The 18,355-nt window shown below is 37.7% G+C and carries 18 protein-coding genes and 2 tRNA genes; 7 read left to right on the forward strand and 13 right to left on the reverse strand.

Going from position 1 to position 18,355, the window contains the following annotated elements; translation table 11 throughout:
* Positions 1–59: 59 nt before the first annotated feature.
* The 7 genes from DV415_RS07245 to DV415_RS07270 form a co-directional block, all read right to left on the reverse strand.
* Positions 60–263: a YadA-like family protein gene (locus tag DV415_RS07245; RefSeq protein ID WP_118790784.1), complete on the reverse strand. Its 204-nt coding sequence runs from the start codon at positions 261–263 to the stop codon at positions 60–62.
* A gap of 123 nt (positions 264–386) precedes the next feature.
* Entirely contained in the window at positions 387–1,823 is a 1,437-nt protein-coding gene (locus DV415_RS07250) for a hypothetical protein (protein WP_118794468.1), read from the reverse strand.
* A 37-nt stretch (positions 1,824–1,860) separates the two neighbouring features.
* A complete protein-coding gene (locus DV415_RS10135) occupies positions 1,861–2,058 on the reverse strand; it encodes a hypothetical protein (protein ID WP_153063410.1) in 198 nt (65 codons plus the stop codon).
* 243 nt (positions 2,059–2,301) lie between these two features.
* Complete coding sequence (gene fbpC / locus DV415_RS07255; RefSeq protein WP_118794469.1) at positions 2,302–3,351, reverse strand: ferric ABC transporter ATP-binding protein; 1,050 nt, start codon at positions 3,349–3,351, stop codon at positions 2,302–2,304.
* A gap of 24 nt (positions 3,352–3,375) precedes the next feature.
* A complete protein-coding gene (locus DV415_RS07260) occupies positions 3,376–5,433 on the reverse strand; it encodes an ABC transporter permease (RefSeq protein ID WP_192879107.1) in 2,058 nt (685 codons plus the stop codon).
* A 63-nt stretch (positions 5,434–5,496) separates the two neighbouring features.
* Positions 5,497–6,531 (reverse strand): ABC transporter substrate-binding protein, encoded by a 1,035-nt coding sequence (locus DV415_RS07265; RefSeq protein WP_118790787.1) that lies wholly within the window; start codon positions 6,529–6,531, stop codon positions 5,497–5,499.
* A 123-nt stretch (positions 6,532–6,654) separates the two neighbouring features.
* Positions 6,655–7,695 carry an ABC transporter substrate-binding protein gene (locus DV415_RS07270; protein WP_005630149.1) on the reverse strand — a complete coding sequence of 347 codons (1,041 nt, stop codon included), beginning with the start codon at positions 7,693–7,695 and terminating at the stop codon, positions 6,655–6,657.
* Positions 7,696–7,860: 165 nt separating this feature from the next.
* Between DV415_RS07270 and udk the strand changes: the two genes are divergently transcribed.
* From udk to DV415_RS07290, 4 genes are read left to right on the forward strand one after another with little or no spacing between them, the layout of a single operon-like run.
* Complete coding sequence (gene udk, locus DV415_RS07275) at positions 7,861–8,499, forward strand: uridine kinase (protein WP_192879108.1); 639 nt, start codon at positions 7,861–7,863, stop codon at positions 8,497–8,499.
* 8 nt (positions 8,500–8,507) lie between these two features.
* Positions 8,508–9,095 carry a dCTP deaminase gene (gene dcd, locus DV415_RS07280; RefSeq protein ID WP_046939517.1) on the forward strand — a complete coding sequence of 196 codons (588 nt, stop codon included), beginning with the start codon at positions 8,508–8,510 and terminating at the stop codon, positions 9,093–9,095.
* A 3-nt stretch (positions 9,096–9,098) separates the two neighbouring features.
* Positions 9,099–10,274 (forward strand): hypothetical protein, encoded by a 1,176-nt coding sequence (locus DV415_RS07285; protein WP_118790788.1) that lies wholly within the window; start codon positions 9,099–9,101, stop codon positions 10,272–10,274.
* Positions 10,274–11,464: a sugar transporter gene (locus tag DV415_RS07290; RefSeq protein WP_118790789.1), complete on the forward strand. Its 1,191-nt coding sequence runs from the start codon at positions 10,274–10,276 to the stop codon at positions 11,462–11,464. Before DV415_RS07285 ends, DV415_RS07290 begins: the two co-directional genes overlap by 1 nt.
* A gap of 79 nt (positions 11,465–11,543) precedes the next feature.
* Here the strand turns inward: DV415_RS07290 and der are convergent, their stop codons facing one another.
* Positions 11,544–13,058, reverse strand: a complete 1,515-nt coding sequence (gene der, locus DV415_RS07295; protein ID WP_118790790.1) for a ribosome biogenesis GTPase Der — start codon at positions 13,056–13,058, stop codon at positions 11,544–11,546.
* Between the two features lie 225 nt (positions 13,059–13,283).
* Here der and DV415_RS10485 point away from each other — a divergent pair, with 225 nt between their 5' ends.
* A complete protein-coding gene (locus tag DV415_RS10485; protein WP_371316042.1) occupies positions 13,284–13,343 on the forward strand; it encodes a hypothetical protein in 60 nt (19 codons plus the stop codon).
* Between the two features lie 133 nt (positions 13,344–13,476).
* Here DV415_RS10485 and DV415_RS07300 read toward each other — a convergent pair.
* The 3 genes from DV415_RS07300 to dnaQ all read right to left on the reverse strand — a co-directional run bounded on the left by DV415_RS07300 (position 13,477) and on the right by dnaQ (position 14,511).
* Positions 13,477–13,553 (reverse strand) — tRNA-Asp (locus tag DV415_RS07300).
* 23 nt (positions 13,554–13,576) lie between these two features.
* A tRNA-Asp gene (locus tag DV415_RS07305) sits at positions 13,577–13,653 on the reverse strand.
* An 87-nt stretch (positions 13,654–13,740) separates the two neighbouring features.
* Complete coding sequence (gene dnaQ / locus DV415_RS07310; RefSeq protein ID WP_118790791.1) at positions 13,741–14,511, reverse strand: DNA polymerase III subunit epsilon; 771 nt, start codon at positions 14,509–14,511, stop codon at positions 13,741–13,743.
* A gap of 60 nt (positions 14,512–14,571) precedes the next feature.
* Between dnaQ and rnhA the strand changes: the two genes are divergently transcribed.
* Both rnhA and DV415_RS07320 read left to right on the forward strand, forming a co-directional pair.
* The gene (gene rnhA, locus DV415_RS07315) at positions 14,572–15,036 is read left to right on the forward strand and encodes a ribonuclease HI (RefSeq protein WP_118790792.1); all 465 of its coding nucleotides are present in this window, start codon (positions 14,572–14,574) and stop codon (positions 15,034–15,036) included.
* Between the two features lie 263 nt (positions 15,037–15,299).
* Positions 15,300–16,346, forward strand: coding sequence for a porin (locus DV415_RS07320; RefSeq protein ID WP_114909382.1), 1,047 nt, complete (start codon positions 15,300–15,302; stop codon positions 16,344–16,346).
* A 351-nt stretch (positions 16,347–16,697) separates the two neighbouring features.
* Here the strand turns inward: DV415_RS07320 and DV415_RS07325 are convergent, their stop codons facing one another.
* Positions 16,698–17,513 (reverse strand): metal ABC transporter permease, encoded by an 816-nt coding sequence (locus DV415_RS07325; protein WP_118776272.1) that lies wholly within the window; start codon positions 17,511–17,513, stop codon positions 16,698–16,700.
* The gene (locus DV415_RS07330; RefSeq protein WP_118790793.1) at positions 17,506–18,354 is read right to left on the reverse strand and encodes a metal ABC transporter permease; all 849 of its coding nucleotides are present in this window, start codon (positions 18,352–18,354) and stop codon (positions 17,506–17,508) included. The genes DV415_RS07325 and DV415_RS07330 overlap by 8 nt, the downstream gene beginning before the upstream one ends.
* Between the last annotated feature and the right edge of the window lies 1 nt (position 18,355).

The raw sequence follows: 18,355 nt of genomic DNA on the forward strand, positions 1-18,355 counted from the left end.
TTCCCCTTAATTTTAATTACAAAAGTGCGGTGAAATTCCGCCGCACTTTTTAGTGTGTACTACCAAGTATATCCAATACCTGCACTAACGCCAGCATCGCCAGTGGATGTTAATGAAGCATTAAATTTTACGCCTATTGCTCCTTTATCAGATAAACGTGAATAGCCTACCGCCACAGCATTTTGACCTTTAAAGCTCCCTACGCTCGCCGAGATCGTCTTTGTTCCCGCAACAGATGCCTGATATAACCCACCAATAGCCATTGCTCCAGCAATACCCGCACGTAAATCTTTATCTATTTTCTGAACATTACGATTAAGCGATTGAATGCTTTGGGTATTTGTTTGAACATTACGATCAAGCGATTGAATGCTTTGGGTATTTGTTTAGACATTGCGATCAAGTTGTTGCATAGTTTGATCATTTTGATTTATCTTCCCAGAAATTTCTTTTTGGGCTTTTTCCAAAGCTTTCAACTGTGCCACATTTACCGCGTCAGTATCTTCACTACCTGCAGCCAGATTAGTGATTTGGCGAGTTATGCCTATATCATGATCTCCTACTGATACAGCTCCTGCTGTAGCACGCCATACTGAAACTAATTTATTTTTTTCATGCTCTTTTGATTTTATTGCAGATAACTTTTTATCCAGTTCATCTGATTTTTGGTTTAAACGCTGCTCAATATCCCTCTCTTCCTCACTAGAAAGATTAGCTTTATTTTTTTCATTCACAATACTTGCAAACTCAGTTTCAAGATTATTAGCTTCCTTTTTTAATTCAATGAGCTCTTGTGAAAGCTGAGTATATCTAGTTTTGTCAGCATCGGTATCAAAAACAAATTCCTTATTTGAACCATCTGAATCCATCTTTACCCTTTTATTCAAAGGGTCATAACCAATACTTTTAAGATCATCAAGGCTTCGATCTGCCAAAGAGTTTTCTCCCAAAGCTACCGCACTTTCAACATTTGATATTGCGTCATGCCCCAATGAAACTGAACCTAGTTTATTAGCCTGAGCAACATGTCCTAATGAAATGGCATCACGCTCTTTCGTTATAGCAAATGCACCAATTGAAGTTGAAAAATGTCCTTGTGCAACAGCTGAAGAACCTACTGCAAGGGAAACATGATCATGCGCTTCCCCTCCAACAGCAATGCCTTGACTACCAAATACTTTTGAAAGAGCACCAAGAGCGATTCCATAGTTATATTTTTTCTTATTGGTTGGATGAATGATTGAATATTCTTTATCTTGGTGTGTATGAAAACGTGGGGTTGCACTATCTGCTGGGGGAACAGTATTTTTCTCACCTACGTAAGAAAATGCTCCCAAAGCAACAGAGTTATCACCTGAAACACGAGATGAACTACCTATAGCGACTCCATTCACATCATAAGCTTCAGCTCGATCTCCATAAGCTTGAGAATATTCCCCTTCAGCTTTAGATAATTGACCTATCGCTTGGCTTCCTGAATTCATCGCCTTTGCTTGTGTACCTATTGCAATAGCATTTAATTTTCCACTTGCTTTTGCCCACCCACCTAAAGCTATTCCTTGTTCACTTTTACTCTCTGATGCAACACCTATTGCAATACCGAGTGGTTTTTCTGTGGTTGCTGCAACACCAATAGCTACACTTGCATCAGCCCCCTCTTTGGTAGATGCTAGCTTTCCTACTGCAATTGAATCTGTTCCTTTTGCACTATCGTTATAAGAGTTATTACCATTGCCTAGATCGGCATGAGTATGATTAATACTAACAAAACTAATCCTAGCAGAATCAATGTTCCGCTCTAAATCTTTTTTAGCACTAGACAATTCAGCTTTTGTAACAGGATCAGAATCTGCCGCAAAACTATTTGTTGAAAATAAGAGAACGGAAGATACTGCTAAGGCAGGCAGGCAGGCAGGCAGGCAGGCAGGCAGGCAGGCAGGCAGGCAGGCAGGCAGATGATGTATAAGAAATTTCTTGATTGCAATGTTTTGATTTAGATTTGAATAATGTAAAAATATTTTTGCTTATTCGTTTATTTTTCCGCCAATCGGTATTCATATAGACTCCTTATTATGTTTGTTGATGTTTAATGGGGAATAAATGAGCATTAGCCTACTCTTATAAGTGAGTAAAAGCAAACTAAAAAACACAGTAAAATCTCACCGCACTTTTCCATAAAAATATTAATGATGACTTTATAATTTAATTTGTAGGAAATTTAATTTAACTATTTTGACCAAAGCATTCGATAACAGAAACAATAAAAGTGCGGTGAAATTTCACCGCACTTTATGTTCCGCACTACTCTTTTTTCAATAAGAAAATACCGTGATCAGATAAATTGACATAAGCTTGTTTTAAATCGGCATTAAAATCCTCTGGCTTACAATTCACCAATAAATCTTTTCCTGCCCAGTTTGCGACGACTTCCCAATGGTTGCCCATATAGACCGCACTTTTAATCTCACAACGTTGAGCATCGCTGCCCTCTGCAGCAAGATAAATTGCTTCTGGGCGAATACCTACTAAACATTCACCATCGGGTAAATTAAACTGTGCAGCATCTTTTAAAGATACATGATAGCCATTAATATCCACCATACCATTTTCTAATTTTCCATCGAAAATACTGGATTCACCCATAAAGTTTGCTAAGAACAAAGAATTTGGTCGGAGATAAAGCTCTTTCGCTGGCGCTTTTTGCATAATTTTACCTTTATGCATAACGATAACTTCATCAGATACAGCGAATGCCTCTGTTTGGTCATGTGTCACATAAAGCGAGGTAATGCCTAAACGTTGTTGCAATTCACGGATTTTTTCACGCATTGAACGACGTAAGTTTGCATCCAAATTACTTAATGGTTCATCAAACAATAGGATTTTTGGTTTCAATACCAAAGCACGAGCCAATGCAACACGTTGTTGTTGACCGCCAGAAATTTGATCCACGAAACGGTCTTCAAACCCAGCTAAATCCACCAACTCTAAAGCCTCTTTTACACGTTGAGCACGCTCTTCTTTGCCAACGCCCTGCATTTTTAAGCCGTAGCCCACGTTATCACCAATGCTCATATGCGGAAAGAGCGCATAAGATTGGAAAACGATACAAATATCTCGATTTTGAATAGAGGATTTTGTTACATCTTCTCCATCAATAAATATTTGACCTGATGTTGGATTTTCTAACCCCGCAACCAAACGCAATACGGTAGTTTTGCCACAACCTGACGGCCCTAACAATGTCACCATCGTGCCACGCTTGATCGTTAAATCTAAATTATCAATGACGACGGCTTTACCAAATGCTTTGGTGATATTTTTTAATACTAAGAAATCATTATTACTCATAATATTTACCTACAACTTAACGAGTTAATTCATTTTTTTCGCTTTAGAACGAGAGATACGTGTATCACCTACAATCCAGTCGAAGAATAAAATAATTGCCATCATGACAACAATTAAGATTGAGCCGTACGCAATAGCAACACCGTATTCACCATCTTCAACGCGATTTAGGATATAAGCTGTTGCAACCCGAGTATCTGCTGTCACTAAGAATATAATTGCACTTACTGTCGTCATTGCACGAACGAAACTGGTAACAAGCGCTGAAAGCAATGCTGGTTTTAGTAATGGCAAGACGATATACCATAAGGTTTTCCACGAACTCCCTTTTAAAGAAAGCGATGCTTCATCAAGAGATTTATCAAGCTGACCTAACCCAGCTATCGCTGCTCGCATACCGATTGGTAAGTCACGCATAACCATTGAAATAATCACGATAATGCCAGTACCCGTAATATAAAGCGGTGCATTGTTGAAGGCTAAAATGTAAGACACCCCCGCCACTGTACCCGGCACGGCAAAACAAAGCATGGTTAAGAACTCAAGGGATTTTTTACCTTGGAAATCTTTACGCACCACAATGTACGCAATCAATAATCCAAAGAATGCGGTTAATGGTGCGGCAATACCTGCATAGATTAAGGTATTGATTAGTGACGGCCACGCGCCATCGCTCAATCCTTGCCCGAATAACATGGCATAGTTTTTCAAGGTTAAAGTGTAATCTACGCCCCAGTTTACAGTGAAGCTTCCGTAGAAAATACTTCCGTAAAGCGCCATATTAAAGATCACCCAGAATCCAAGCATACCAATGATGGTATATTTCAAACCAGTTGGAAGATCTTGCACATCACCACGATAAGATTTACCTGAAACGGTGACATAAGAGCGGTTACCAATCCAAATGTATTGAATGATAAAAATCGCTAGAGAGAAAATTAATAATATTGAACCTAAGGTACTTGCTGATGCGTAATCTAATTGTGAACCCGCAATATAGAAATAGATCTGTGTTGCAATCACATCAAAGCTACCACCCAATACCAATGGATTACTAAAATCTGCAAGCGATTGGATAAATACAATTAAAAATGAGTTCGCCAATGCGGGGCGTAACAATGGGAAAATAATATTATAAAAAGTTTGATAGCGATTGGCTCGTAACGTATAAGAGGCTTCTTCAATTGAAGGATGAACTGATTTTAATGCGCCGTCTAAAATCATAAAAGAAATCGGAGCAAAAGCGAGAATTTGCGCAATCGCAATCCCATTAAAACCATAAAGCCAGTTATGATTGGAAAAACCAAAATATTCACTTAAAAATTCGGTTACATAACCAGAACGGCCAAGCATTAAAGTTACCCCTAATCCTACAACAAATGGTGGTGTAACAATTGGCAAAATAGAGAAAATTTTTCCGATAAATGCCGTTCTACGAGCGATACGCGTAGTATAAAGCGCAAAGGCTAAACCAAATACAGTAGAAACGATGCCCACAAAGCCCGATAAGAAAAGAGAATTAGTAATCACGCGAACAATATAGCTCTGCGTTAAAATTCGCATCACTTGCTGTGGCGCAAACGTGTCACCGTCATAAAACATTGAAACGAAAATCGCCAATGTTGGATAAACGATAAAGAAGAAAATGAGCAAGATAATGCAAAGCAAAGAAGCGATGATAAACTTATCACCTTGCATCACTTTTAGTTTTGCCAATGAAAGTGTTGCTAATGCGGTATATCCCACAAGCAACACAATCACAGAATAACCCATGCTGATTTTGCACACCGTCGCACTAATAAACATAAACAGTACAGAAAGTGCGGTCAAAAATAGCTCTGTTTTTGCTTGGGTTTGCTGTGGCAATCTAAATAACGGCAAAGCACCATACACAATAACGGGCAGGAACCAAGCCCAAGTTAAATTGAAAGAAGCCCAGCCCATTGCATCTAAATATTCATCTGAAGTACTTTCAAACAAACCGTAATCAAGTGCATTGGAAGGCAGGAGCGCAAACGCCAATAAGGATAAAATAATCCAAAAATAAGCAGAATGCATTATGGAAAGTTTTTTTGCGTTCATACAACCTCGCATAAGGTAAAAAAACGAAGCGATATACGACATATCACTTCGTTAGTGACATCATTATTTGGCTAATTTTACTTCATCAACCCATTTTGTGATTAAGCGTTTACGTAAATCAGTCGCACCGTATTTATCAAAATCATAGTTAATTAAATTAATAGATTTGAAATCTAACGCATAAGGCGATTGTTGTGCAGTGGTGTTGGTTAAAATGGAATACGCCTCACCTTTTTGCCAAGTTAATTCTTGCGCCTCTTTGGATAATGCCCAATCAACAAAAAGTTTAGCATTATCTAAATTACGCGCACCTTTAATAACACTCACGCCACCAATTTCATAGCCAGTCCCTTCACAAGGTACGACTAATTCTACTGGCGCACCTTTCGCTTTTTCTAAAGAATATTCGTGTAAGAAACCAATGCCAATTGCCGTTTCTCCACGCGCTGTATTACGTGTTGCCGTATTACCAGATTTGGTATATTGCGATACGTTTTTATTCAACTCTTTTAAGAATTTAAACGCCTCGTCTTCTCCCCAAAGTTGCATATAAGTGGCTAGCTGAGTGTAACCTGTACCAGAACTTTGTGGATCTGCGGCTTGAATTTCATTTTTGTAAATTGGGTTAGCTAAATCCTTCCAGCATTTTGGAATAGGTAAATTCAATTTTTTCAAACGTTCTGGATTCACACCAAAACCTAACATGCCTAAATATATTGCCGAAGAATAATTCCCTTTCATTTTGGCTGGATCACGGAATTGTTCTACGATCTGAGGAAGATTGGATGATTTATAAGGTTCCAACAAGCCCATTTCTCCTGCTTGAGAATGAGGATCCATTGTTCCACCATACCAAACATCGCCTTGTGGATTATCTTTTTCAGCATCAATTTTTGCTAAAATGGTTCCAGTGCCACCACGAATAAAACTTGTTTTAACATCAAATTTTTTCTCAAATGCCATCGCTTCTTGCTCGCACATCGTATTTTGCGCACTGCAATAAATGACTAGACGTCCTTTTGCAAAAGATGGATTACTTAACACTAATCCACTTAGCATCACACCAGACAAGGTTACTGCGATTTTTGATAGTTTCATCTGACTTATAACTCCCTTATGAATGAAAGTTTTGCAATCTCTTAGAGGGAAAACGAAATCACATTAAAAATACGAAAAAGTGCGGTCAAAAACTTCTGTATTTTTTGCCGCACTTATTCAGCGCTATTTCGCTAATTTAACTTCTTGTACCCATTTTTCAATTAAGGCTTTACGTTGTTCTGTTGCACCGTATTTTTCAAAGTCATAATTGATTAATTTGAGTTTATTTGGATCAAATGCAGTTGGTGATTGTTCTGCGGTCGTATTAGTTAAGATTTGTAAAGAATCCCCTTGTTTCCAAGCTAATTCTTGACCTTCTTTTGATAACGCCCAATCGACGAATAATTTTGCATTATCAATATTACGCGCACCTTTTAAGATACTCACGCCACCTAACTCATAACCGGTTCCTTCGCAAGGCACGACTAATTCTAATGGTGCACCATTGCGTTTTTCTAATGCATAATCATGTAAGAAACCTACCCCAATTGTTGCTTCACCGCGTGCAGAGTTACGTGATGGCGTAATACCCGATTTGGTATATTGAGAAACATTAGGATGCAAGGCTTTTAAGTATTCAAACGCCTCTTTTTCACCCCATAATTGGACGAAAGTTGCCAATGCTGTGTAAGCGGTACCCGCACTTTGAGGGTCTGCAATTTGAACTTCGCCTTTTAAGCGTGGATCGGTTAGGTCTTTCCAGCATTTCGGCACTTCTTTAATGCCTAATTTTGCCAAACGTTCAGTATTCACACCAAAACCTAAGATCCCCATATAAATTGAGGAAACATAATGACCTTTCGTTTTCGCAGGATCACGGAAACGTTCTACGATTTCATCAATGTGTTTGGATTTATAAGGCTCAATTAACCCTAATTCTGCAGCTTGAGCTTGAGGGTCAAAGGTACCGCCGAACCAAACATCCGCTTGAGGGTTATTTTTTTCAGCTTCAACTTTGGCAAAAGTACTGCCTGAACCATTACGAATAAAGGATGTTTTCACATCATATTTTTCGCCGAACGCTTTCGTGGTGGTTTCGCACAAAATATTGGTTGCACTACAGTACACCACTAAACGACCTTTAGCATTAGCAGAACCAGAAATAGCCAAGCCTGCAGCTAAAAGTGCGGCAGAGACAGAAAGAGAAATTTTGTTGAACTTCATAATAAATACTCCTTATTGGATAGAATGTTTGAATCCTACTCGAAAAGAGGAAGTAATACCGTGATGAAGCTCACAGTTTTTAAAAGTCAAGTGAAAAAATAAACGTGAAATTCACCGCACTTTTCTTTATAATTGCCAAAATTTCCCTTACATCAAAACACAATTATGTCAGATTCTTGTATCATCATCGCCATCACTGGCGCATCCGCATCAGGCAAAAGTTCTATCGCCTCTACCGTTCACAAAGAACTCTGTAATGAATTAGGCTGCCAAGAAATTGGAATTATTGCCGAAGACAGTTACTACAAAGATCAAAGCCATTTAGAAATGAGCGAACGCATAAAAACAAATTACGACCATCCAAACTCAATGGATCGCGATTTGCTCATTCAACATTTAAAAGATTTAAAATCAGGCAAAACGGTTGATGTGCCTGTTTATAGCTATGTTGATCATACTCGTACAGGTCAAACCACAACATTTACACCAAAACGTATTGTGATTTTAGAAGGGATTTTACTGCTTACTGATGAACGCGTTCGTCAACTTGCGGATATTTCCGTATTCGTGGACACGCCATTAGACATTTGTTTTATTCGCCGTTTACAACGTGATATGGAAGAGCGTGGTCGTTCCCTACAATCGGTTATTGATCAATATCGTGCAACCGTGCGCCCAATGTTCTTACAATTTATTGAGCCATCTAAACAATATGCAGATATTGTCATTCCTCGTGGCGGGAAAAACCGTATTGCAATCAATATGTTAAAAGCTCAAATCCTTCATTTATTGAATCAAAAATAGGAAATTTTATGCGTCTTTGCGATACTGATATTGAACGCTATCTCGATGATGGCATTATTTCTTTAACTCCTCGTCCAAATAATGACAAAATCAACGGTGCGACGATTGATGTTCGCTTGGGTAATTCTTTCCGCGTATTTCGTGAGCATTCCGCGCCTTTCATTGATTTAAGCGGCCCGAAAGAAGAAGTCTCCGCCCAGCTTGAATCGGTAATGAGCGATGAAATTATTGTGCCTGAAGGCGAAGCATTTTTCTTACATCCAGGTACTTTAGCGTTAGCAACCACACTTGAATCCGTAAAATTACCCGCCAATATTATCGGTTGGTTAGATGGTCGCTCTTCTTTAGCGCGTTTAGGCTTAATGGTACACGTCACTGCACACCGTATTGATCCAGGTTGGGAAGGAAAAATCGTGCTGGAATTTTATAATTCAGGGAAATTACCATTAGCATTACGTCCAAATATGGTGATTGGTGCATTAAGCTTTGAAATATTAAGTGGCGAAGCGAAACGACCATACAGTAGCCGCAAAGATGCAAAATATAAAAATCAACAAAGTGCGGTTGCGAGTCGTATTGACGAAGATAAGGAATAATCAATGAAAAAGTTCGCGCTTAGCGTAGGGATCGTCGCTTTGGCGATCTTTTCTTTTTTGTATATCCAACTTTATCGAGTACAAAGTTCCATCGGTGAACAACTAGCACAACAAAATATTGCGGTTCAATCCGTCAATTTATCTCTATTTCCACCCGCACTTTCTCTTAAAAATATAAAAACTACGCAATTTTCAGTTCAAGAACTTGAAGCTAAACTTAATTTTTTGCCTCTTTTTTATGGCAACGCAAAACTTCACTCACTTAATCTTCAACAAATCACTCTAAATCAAAACGCACAAAACAGAGCAAATATCTCAATGGATTTAGCTCCGTTTTCCTTACATCAACTTTTATCCCAAAAAGTAATGTTGAATGGTGAAAGCCATATTCGCATTGAATTTAACAAACCTATTTATGGAAAAACAAAAACTTTCCATTTTTCTTTCCATAAAGCAAATTTAGACTTCTCAACATCAGAATCAGCCCTACTTCAATTTGTAGATGCAAACCTAAATAATCAGCCTATCGGTTATATTGAAACCCACACAGCCCAGCAACAAATGGCGACTTATATAAAACCACAATGCGATAACGATTGTTTAGCCATATTGAAATATCAACAAATTGGCAACCAAAGTGCGGTAAATTTTTCGGGTAAATATTTCCCTGTTAAACGCTTATTCACGCTGTTAAATTTGCCAGAAATGTTAAGTGGACACGCCGATTTTAATCTTGATTTCAGCTTTTCATCTTCTGCGCTTATTCAAGGCAAATTAAATTTTTTAGCGCAAAATGGAGAAATTCTTGGTGTAAATCTATTGGATATGGTGGCACAATATTTCCCGATTAATTACAACAATGATTTGTTAAAAAACAAAGAGTTAAATACTCGCTTTGAACAATTTTACTTACAATTATTTCTCCAACAAAATCAAATCGTTGCTGAAAAAATCGATTTAAAAACACCCGCACTTTTGGGGCTTGGAAATGGCATCATTGATTTAAATCGAATGGAATGTAATGCAAATATCAATTTACATTCTACGGATCAACGCTATCAAAATTTGACACTACCAATCAATTTTTTTGGTAACTGCAGTTCACCACAATATAAAATTAATTTTACGAAGAAATTCCGCCATCAATTAATTGATGCGATTAAAGAAAAGTTACGTTAATGTCGTTATATTTAAAAGCTGAAAAAATTCAATCGTGGCGTGTGCTTATTATGGCTTGCGCAGGATTTATTTTTAATACTACAGAATTTATACCCGTTGCAATGTTAAGCGATATTGCACAAAGTTTTAATATGCAAACTGCTGATACTGGTTTAATGATGACAGTTTATGCTTGGACGGTACTAATTATGTCTCTGCCTGCGATGCTCGCTACAGGCAATATGGAACGTAAAAGCCTGCTTATCAAGCTTTTCATTATATTTATTGTTGGGCATATTTTATCGGTCATTGCTTGGAATTTTTGGATATTACTTCTCGCTCGAATGTGTATTGCATTAGCCCATTCGGTGTTTTGGTCAATTACCGCTTCACTTGTGATGCGCATCGCACCTAAACACAAGAAAACTCAAGCATTAGGAATGCTCGCTATCGGCACCGCACTTGCCACCATCTTAGGCTTACCGATTGGGCGAATTGTCGGACAGCTCGTCGGTTGGCGGGTCACTTTTGGTATTATTGCGGTACTGGCATTATCTATCATGTTTTTAATTATTCGACTATTGCCAAATTTACCCAGTAAAAATGCAGGCTCTATTGCAAGTTTACCCTTGCTTGCTAAACGCCCATTATTACTTTGGCTTTATGTAACAACGGCAATCGTGATTTCAGCACACTTTACTGCTTATACTTATATCGAACCATTCATGATTGATGTCGGGCACTTGGATCCAAATTTTGCCACGGCTGTATTATTAGTTTTTGGTTTCTCAGGTATTGCCGCAAGTTTATTATTTAACAGATTCTACCGACTTGCGCCCACAAAATTTATTGTTGTTTCGATGAGTTTATTGATGTTGTCCCTCCTGGTACTCCTCTTTTCTACCGAAACAATAATAGCAATGTTCAGTCTTGTATTTATTTGGGGGATTGGCATTTCTTGTATCGGATTATCTCTACAAATGCGCGTACTAAAACTTGCGCCAGATGCAACAGATGTTGCCACGGCTATTTACTCGGGCATTTTCAATGCAGGAATTGGCGCAGGCGCATTATTTGGAAACCTTGCGACAACCTATTTAGGATTAAACGAAATTGGTTATACGGGCACAGCATTAGGTTTAATCGGTTTTATTATTTTTATTACAACGCACTTAAAATATCGCCATACCTTTCTTCTGCAAAACAAATAAAAAAATAACCGCACTTTAGTTCTCCAAAAAGAGTTTTAAAAGTGCGGTTAAATCTGTCTAAGTTTTATTTATCTCACATTTAACGTTTCGCTTTCTTAATAAACTTCATCAAACGTTTACGTTTACGCAATTGGTTCGGAGTGAGTTTATTTTTGCGTCCTGCAAATGGGTTTGAGCCTTCTTGGAAAAGAAGACGAATCGGTGAACCAATAATTTTCAAGCTCTTACGATAATAATTAGATAAATAACGTTTATAAGAATCGGGTAATTTATCCATTTGGTTACCGTGAACCACTATAATTGGTGGATTATAACCGCCTGGGTGAGCATATTTTAATTTAATGCGACGACCACCAATCATCGGGGGTTGATGCTCGTCCGTTGCCATTTGCAAAATACGAGTTAAAAGCGAAGTCGTCATTTTTTGAGTTGCACAAGCATAGGCTTCTTTAATCGAATCAAAAAGATTACCCACACCACTGCCGTGCAATGCAGAAATAAAATGCACGCGCGCAAAATCAATAAAATCTAAACGACGATCAAGTTCAGATTTCACCCGGTCTTTCACATCTTGATCTAGACCATCCCATTTATTTACGACGATCACCAAAGAACGACCAGCATTTAGAATAAAGCCGAGTAAAGATAAATCCTGATCAGAAATGTTCTCTCTCGCATCAATAGTCAGCAACACAACATTAGCATCTTGAATCGCTTGTAAGGTTTTAATCACGGAGAATTTTTCAACAGCTAAATGCACTTTACCACGCTTACGCACACCAGCCGTATCAATTAACGTATATTGCTGCCCATCACGCTCCATTGGAATATAAATACTGTCGCGTGTCGTGCCTGGCATATCGTAAACCACCACACGATCTTCACCTAAAATACGATTGGTTAAAGTGGATTTACCCACATTTGGACGACCTACAATGGCTATTTTGATATTCTTATCTTGTTCTTCTTCAAGTTCTTCGTCTAACGCATCATCAATTAATGCCGTATCTTCTTCTGAATCAAAATCGAATTCTTGTTCCCATTCGTCTTGTTCCTCCTCAGAAGTGCGGTTATTTTCATCGGCGTTTTCCATTTGTTCCGCAAACGGTGCAAGCACTTGTTCCATTAATTGAGTAACACCACGACCTTGTGAAGCTGCGATTTGCTCAATTTCCCCTAAACCTAGCTGATAAAATTCAGCACAATGAGAATCCGCATCGATACCATCGGTTTTATTTGCCACCACAATCGTCGTTTTGTTTTGACGTTGACGTAAGTAATTGGCAATACCAATATCAGCTGCCGTTAAACCTGCACGAGCATCTACAAGAAAAAGAACAATATCGGCTTCATCAATAGCAAGCAAAGATTGCTCCGCCATTTTTTCTTCTACGCCCTCTTCGGTTCCATCAATACCGCCAGTATCAATAACAATAAACTCATAGCCAGCAATATGAGCATGGCCGTATTTTCTATCACGAGTTAAACCAGGAAAATCAGCGACTAACGCATCTCTTGTACGAGTAAGGCGATTAAATAATGTGGATTTTCCCACATTCGGGCGACCTACAAGGGCCACAACTGGAGTTGCCATAAAAAATCTCTTATTTTGTCAAAAATGACGGCTATTATATCGGAAGTTAAAGGATTGGTAAAAAATGATTTCATAAAGAAAAGAAAAAGCCACAGGATACAATCCTATGGCTTTCTAAACACTGTTTATTTATCTATAACTTAACGTTATAATAATCTCGCTTTCAAGGACCCAGCTTGAAAGCGAGTGTTGCGCTTTTTCGCAACGTTTGAAGAGGATAAGAAAATGATTAAACTCATTATCCTTGTCGTACTACTATTATTAGTGAGTTTACCGACTTACTAATAACACGACATACTAGGGAGTATGCAGCTCCCTAGTTCTTCAAATCTTAAAAGTTTACTTTATTTTTGTCAAGGATAAGCAAATTTCAGATACAAAAAAAGCACCGTTAGGTGCTATCTTTATTTATCTTAATTGGCGGAATGGACGGGACTCGAACCCGCGACCCCCTGCGTGACAGGCAGGTATTCTAACCAGCTGAACTACCACTCCGAGATAAGATATTCATTTTAAATTGGCGGAATGGACGGGACTCGAACCCGCGACCCCCTGCGTGACAGGCAGGTATTCTAACCAGCTGAACTACCACTCCGCTAAGTGGTGCGTATCATAATGACGAACATAAATCTCGTCAATCTTTTTTTATTAAATTTTACTTACCTGCTTAAATTCCAAACGATTAATGCACATTATCATTGCCAAAGCGTTTATCCCAAAGACAATTATTTCCACTTTTTTTATTAATCATCTTTAATAATTCTAAATGCGCTTGTAGCTCATCGTCAGTGGGTTGAAGTAATTTTAAATTGTACGCAAAATCCATCGCACTTTTTATTTCTTCCGCCGCTTTTTCTTGCACAACATGGATAACTTCAGACTCAACAGATTCTTCTTCATCGAATAAATTTGTTTGTCCCCCCGTCATCATCAAATAAACATCCGCCAAGATCTCGGCATCCAGTAGCGCACCGTGCAAAGTACGTTTGCTATTATCAATACCTAAACGATCACAAAGTGCGTCCAAATTATTACGTTTTCCAGGATACATCTGACGCGCCATTTGTAGCGTATCTGTCACCAAACAAATATCGTTAGTTTTCACATTGAGGTTGAGTTTACGAAATTCATAATCCATAAATCCAACGTCAAAGGGTGCATTGTGAATAAGCAATTCCGCACCATTAATATAATCCAAAAACTCTTGAGCAATGTCTTTGAATTCGGGTTTATCCGCTAACATTTCATCAGTAATACCATGAACTTTAATCGCATCAGGATCAACGGGGCGATCTGGTTTAATGTAAATATGGAAATTATTACCTGTGTAACGACGATTTATTAATTCAACTGCACCAATTTCAATAATGCAGTGTCCTTCATAATGTGCGCCAAGCTGATTCATACCTGTAGTTTCAGTATCTAATACAATTTGGCGATTGGGATTAATCATTTGTTCAACCTATCTCTTTCCATTAAAATACTTGTCATTCTACACAACAACCTTTTTGTTATGCAAAAACAGATTGAAATTTTTACTGATGGATCTTGCTTAGGTAATCCAGGTGCGGGCGGAATTGGTGCCGTATTGCGTTATAAACAACATGAAAAAACACTCTCCAAAGGCTATTTCAAAACCACCAATAATCGAATGGAATTACGCGCTGTTATTGAAGCATTAAATGCCTTAAAAGAACCTTGCTTGATCACGCTTTATAGTGATAGCCAATATATGAAAAATGGTATAACAAAATGGATCTTTAACTGGAAAAAAAATAATTGGAAAGCAAGTTCTGGAAAGCCTGTAAAAAACCAAGATTTATGGATAGCCTTAGATGAATCCATCCAACGTCATAAAATTAATTGGCAATGGGTAAAAGGTCATGCCGGACACAGAGAAAATGAAATATGCGATGAATTAGCAAAAAAAGGGGCAGAAAATCCAACACAGGAAGATATTGGCTACATGGAAGAATAATATAGAAAACAGATATACCATCCTATTCCCCAATACCTAAAAATATTTATAGACGATACTTAAACCTCAAAAAAAGAACAAAAAACAGACAAAAATATACAAAAAATGTGATCTAGATCAGATTTCAAGAAAATTAAAATTTTGGAGAGTTGACATCAAAATGCGAATTTGCAATGATTCGCCATGTCTATTTAGGCGGTTGGACAATCTTATATGAAAAGAGTTCAATCATAGATAGTAAACAACCATAAGGAATACAAATTATGAAAAAAACACTTGCAGCATTAATCATCGGTGCATTCGCAGCTTCAGCAGCGAACGCAGCAGTAGTTTACGATAACGAAGGAACTAAAGTTGAAATTGGTGGTTCTCTTCGTCTTATTTTAGAAAAAACTAATAAAGGTGGAGAAGCAAATAAACACACCCACTCAGGCTTAAGAAATGCAGGCTCTCGTTTAGAAGTTAAAGTTAAACATAATTTAGATAGCGGCTACTATGCATTGGGTTACTTACAAGTTCGTCTTGATGGTAAACAAGGCAATGGCGCTAAAGACGATGGCTTTGGAGCTTTAGGTACTAAACGCGCTTTCGTTGGTTTAGGTCACAAAGAACGTGGTGAAGTTACATTTGGTCGCCAAGTAACCACTGCAGACTCTTTAAGCACAGCTAACGATTACACCTATGGCATTATCGATAAAGATGCGTACCTTCCAACCGAAGGTGATTCTGTAGTTCGCTATGCTTACAAAGGTATTGATAATTTAGTAATTAGTGCTGACTACTTATTTGCAAACCAACGCCAAAATAATGAAGTAGTAACTAATACTCTTGAAAATGGTTTCCAAGCTGGCGTTGCCTATGAAGATGGCATTATTGCTAAATTCGGTTATGGTCGTACTAACTATAAATCAGCAACTTCTCAAAAACATCATGTAGATGGTTTCTTAACTACCTTGGGTTATGATTTCGGTGGTGCAATCGTATCTCTTGATGGCGGTTATGCGAAAGAAAAAGAAATGAATCAAAATACTAAGAGATTCTATGTATCTCCAGGTTTCCAATATCAAGTTACTGATTTAACCAACGTATATGGTAACTACAAATATGAGCAAGAAAAAGAACATAATGGTTCAAAAGCTAAAGTCCACGGTTTCTTACTTGGCGTAGGTCATAAACTTCATAAACAAGTATTAACTTATGTAGAAGGAAAATACCAAGTTGGTAAAGGGTACGACGCTAATGGTTCTTATGTTGAAGGCTCTAAAGTTAAAGACAAAGCTATCGGTGTAGGTATCCGTGTATTCTTCTAATTAAACAATTAGAAACTATGAAGGCGAATCGAAAGGTTCGCCTTTTTGTTTGTTCTAAAATCGAATAAAACAATCTAAAGTTGTTTAAAATATTTAAGGCCGATAGGAATTACAAAGTATGTGACGTTATTTTATAGTTATTCATTTTGATTTTTCTCTACGTTAAATCCTCACAATATCTATTCAATAAGAGATACCACAAAATTCAGCTAAAGAAGATTTTGAAAATCATGAGGAAAATAAGATAAAGAATGACTTATATAAAATAAATACCTTGTGGAAGTTAAAAGAATATTTCATTGAATAAAAACGGCACAAACATGACTTGTACCGTTTTTAAAAGAAGGGAAATTATCTTGTTTTAATTTTGCTATAGGTTAATGCCACGACAAAAAACACAGCTTGCAGCAGAATAATACAAGCTCCTGTTGACGCATCAAAATGATAGCTCAATATTACGCCAATTAGGCTTGATGTAATGGAACTGACAATAGCAATCCATAACATTTTATCAAAAGATTTGGTGAGCGTAAGTGCGGTAATTCCCGGTGCAATTAACATTGCCACCACCAAAATAACACCTACTACTTGCATCGTGCTTACAATGGTTAAAGCAAGCAGCATTAATAAGCCATAATGTAAAATCTTTGGAGAAAGACCTGCAACACGAGCATGACTTGGGTCAAAACAATAAAGCAAAAAATCTTTACGTTTAAAGACAATCATACAAAAAATTATCGCAGAAATGACCGCACTTTGAATAAGCTCTTGATGACTTACACCCAATACATTACCAAACAAAATATGTGTTAAATGCTGTTCTGTTTGAATTTTGGTGAACATAACAAGACCAATGGCAAACATACCAGAAAATACAATGCCCATTGCAGTATCTTCTTTTATGCGACTATTTTCTTTTAAATATCCCACACCAAGCGAGCAAAAAATGCCTGAAAAAAATGCGCCAATCGCTAAAGGGATTCCTGCCAAATAAGCAAGTACAATACCAGGCAACACCGCATGAGAAATCGCATCGCCCATTAACGACCAACCTTTCAAGACTAAATAGCAAGAAAGTAACGCACAAATAATTGAAACAATCAATGCGGTCAATAAGGCATTTTGCATAAACTCAAATTGTAGCGGTTCTAAAATCCAATCAAACATTTTCTACCGCCTTTTTATTACGAGTGAGTAAGCCATATTTTGGTGAAAATAAGAAAGCAGCCAAGAATAATAATGTTTGCAATGTGACAATCACACCGCCAGTAGCACCATCTAAATAATAGCTAATATAGACCCCAACAAAACTTGTCACTGCCCCTAAAATAATAGCGATGATAGACAAGGTTTTGAATTTATCTGTGAGTAAATATGCTGTCGCACCTGGGGTAACGACCATCGCAATCACTAAAATCGCGCCGACAGTTTGCAAGGCAGCAACCACACAAGCACTCAATAATGTGAAAAATAAAATTTTATAAAATAATGGAGAAAGACCGACTGTAATCGCTTGTGTTTCATCAAAAAAAATCAGCAGTAAATCCTTCCAAAATAATAAAAGCAATACTAAACAAACACCGATGATAATTGCCACTTGATAAATATCTTCATCAGCAATACCTAAAATATTGCCTAAAATGATGCTTTGCACATTTACTGCGGTTGGATTTAAAGAAATGATCAATAGACCTAATGCAAAGAAAGTGCTAAAAATAAAACCGATAACGGCATCTTCTTTCAGTTTAGAAATGGATTTAATCCAAAGAATGGAAAGTGCGGCTAAAATTCCAGCAAAAAATGCACCAACGGCATAAGGTAAGGAGAAGGCATAAGCTATCGCGACACCAGGCACAACCGAATGAGAAAGCGCATCGCCAATCAAAGACCAGCCTTTAAGCATTAAATATGAAGACAAAAAAGCACAAATCCCACCAACTGCCGTGCTCAAGATCATCGCCTTAAGCATATAATCATAAGAGAAAGGTTCTAATAATAATGCTAACATG

This window comes from Haemophilus haemolyticus (genome assembly GCF_003490595.1).
Taxonomy (GTDB): Bacteria; Pseudomonadota; Gammaproteobacteria; order Enterobacterales; family Pasteurellaceae; genus Haemophilus; species Haemophilus haemolyticus_L.

What these genes read in the sequence shown, in the direction of transcription:
- DV415_RS07245 (WP_118790784.1), bottom strand. Translation starts at nt 263, where the DNA reads ATGGCTATTGGTGGGTTATATCAGGCATCTGTTGCGGGAACAAAGACG.
- DV415_RS10135 (WP_153063410.1), bottom strand. Translation starts at nt 2,058, where the DNA reads ATGAATACCGATTGGCGGAAAAATAAACGAATAAGCAAAAATATTTTT.
- fbpC (WP_118794469.1), bottom strand. Translation starts at nt 3,351, where the DNA reads ATGAGTAATAATGATTTCTTAGTATTAAAAAATATCACCAAAGCATTT.
- DV415_RS07260 (WP_192879107.1), bottom strand. Translation starts at nt 5,433, where the DNA reads ATGAACGCAAAAAAACTTTCCATAATGCATTCTGCTTATTTTTGGATT.
- DV415_RS07265 (WP_118790787.1), bottom strand. Translation starts at nt 6,531, where the DNA reads ATGAAACTATCAAAAATCGCAGTAACCTTGTCTGGTGTGATGCTAAGT.
- DV415_RS07270 (WP_005630149.1), bottom strand. Translation starts at nt 7,695, where the DNA reads ATGAAGTTCAACAAAATTTCTCTTTCTGTCTCTGCCGCACTTTTAGCT.
- udk (WP_192879108.1), top strand. Translation starts at nt 7,861, where the DNA reads ATGTCAGATTCTTGTATCATCATCGCCATCACTGGCGCATCCGCATCA.
- dcd (WP_046939517.1), top strand. Translation starts at nt 8,508, where the DNA reads ATGCGTCTTTGCGATACTGATATTGAACGCTATCTCGATGATGGCATT.
- DV415_RS07285 (WP_118790788.1), top strand. Translation starts at nt 9,099, where the DNA reads ATGAAAAAGTTCGCGCTTAGCGTAGGGATCGTCGCTTTGGCGATCTTT.
- DV415_RS07290 (WP_118790789.1), top strand. Translation starts at nt 10,274, where the DNA reads ATGTCGTTATATTTAAAAGCTGAAAAAATTCAATCGTGGCGTGTGCTT.
- der (WP_118790790.1), bottom strand. Translation starts at nt 13,058, where the DNA reads ATGGCAACTCCAGTTGTGGCCCTTGTAGGTCGCCCGAATGTGGGAAAA.
- dnaQ (WP_118790791.1), bottom strand. Translation starts at nt 14,511, where the DNA reads ATGATTAATCCCAATCGCCAAATTGTATTAGATACTGAAACTACAGGT.
- rnhA (WP_118790792.1), top strand. Translation starts at nt 14,572, where the DNA reads ATGCAAAAACAGATTGAAATTTTTACTGATGGATCTTGCTTAGGTAAT.
- DV415_RS07320 (WP_114909382.1), top strand. Translation starts at nt 15,300, where the DNA reads ATGAAAAAAACACTTGCAGCATTAATCATCGGTGCATTCGCAGCTTCA.
- DV415_RS07325 (WP_118776272.1), bottom strand. Translation starts at nt 17,513, where the DNA reads ATGTTTGATTGGATTTTAGAACCGCTACAATTTGAGTTTATGCAAAAT.
- DV415_RS07330 (WP_118790793.1), bottom strand. Translation starts at nt 18,354, where the DNA reads ATGTTAGCATTATTATTAGAACCTTTCTCTTATGATTATATGCTTAAG.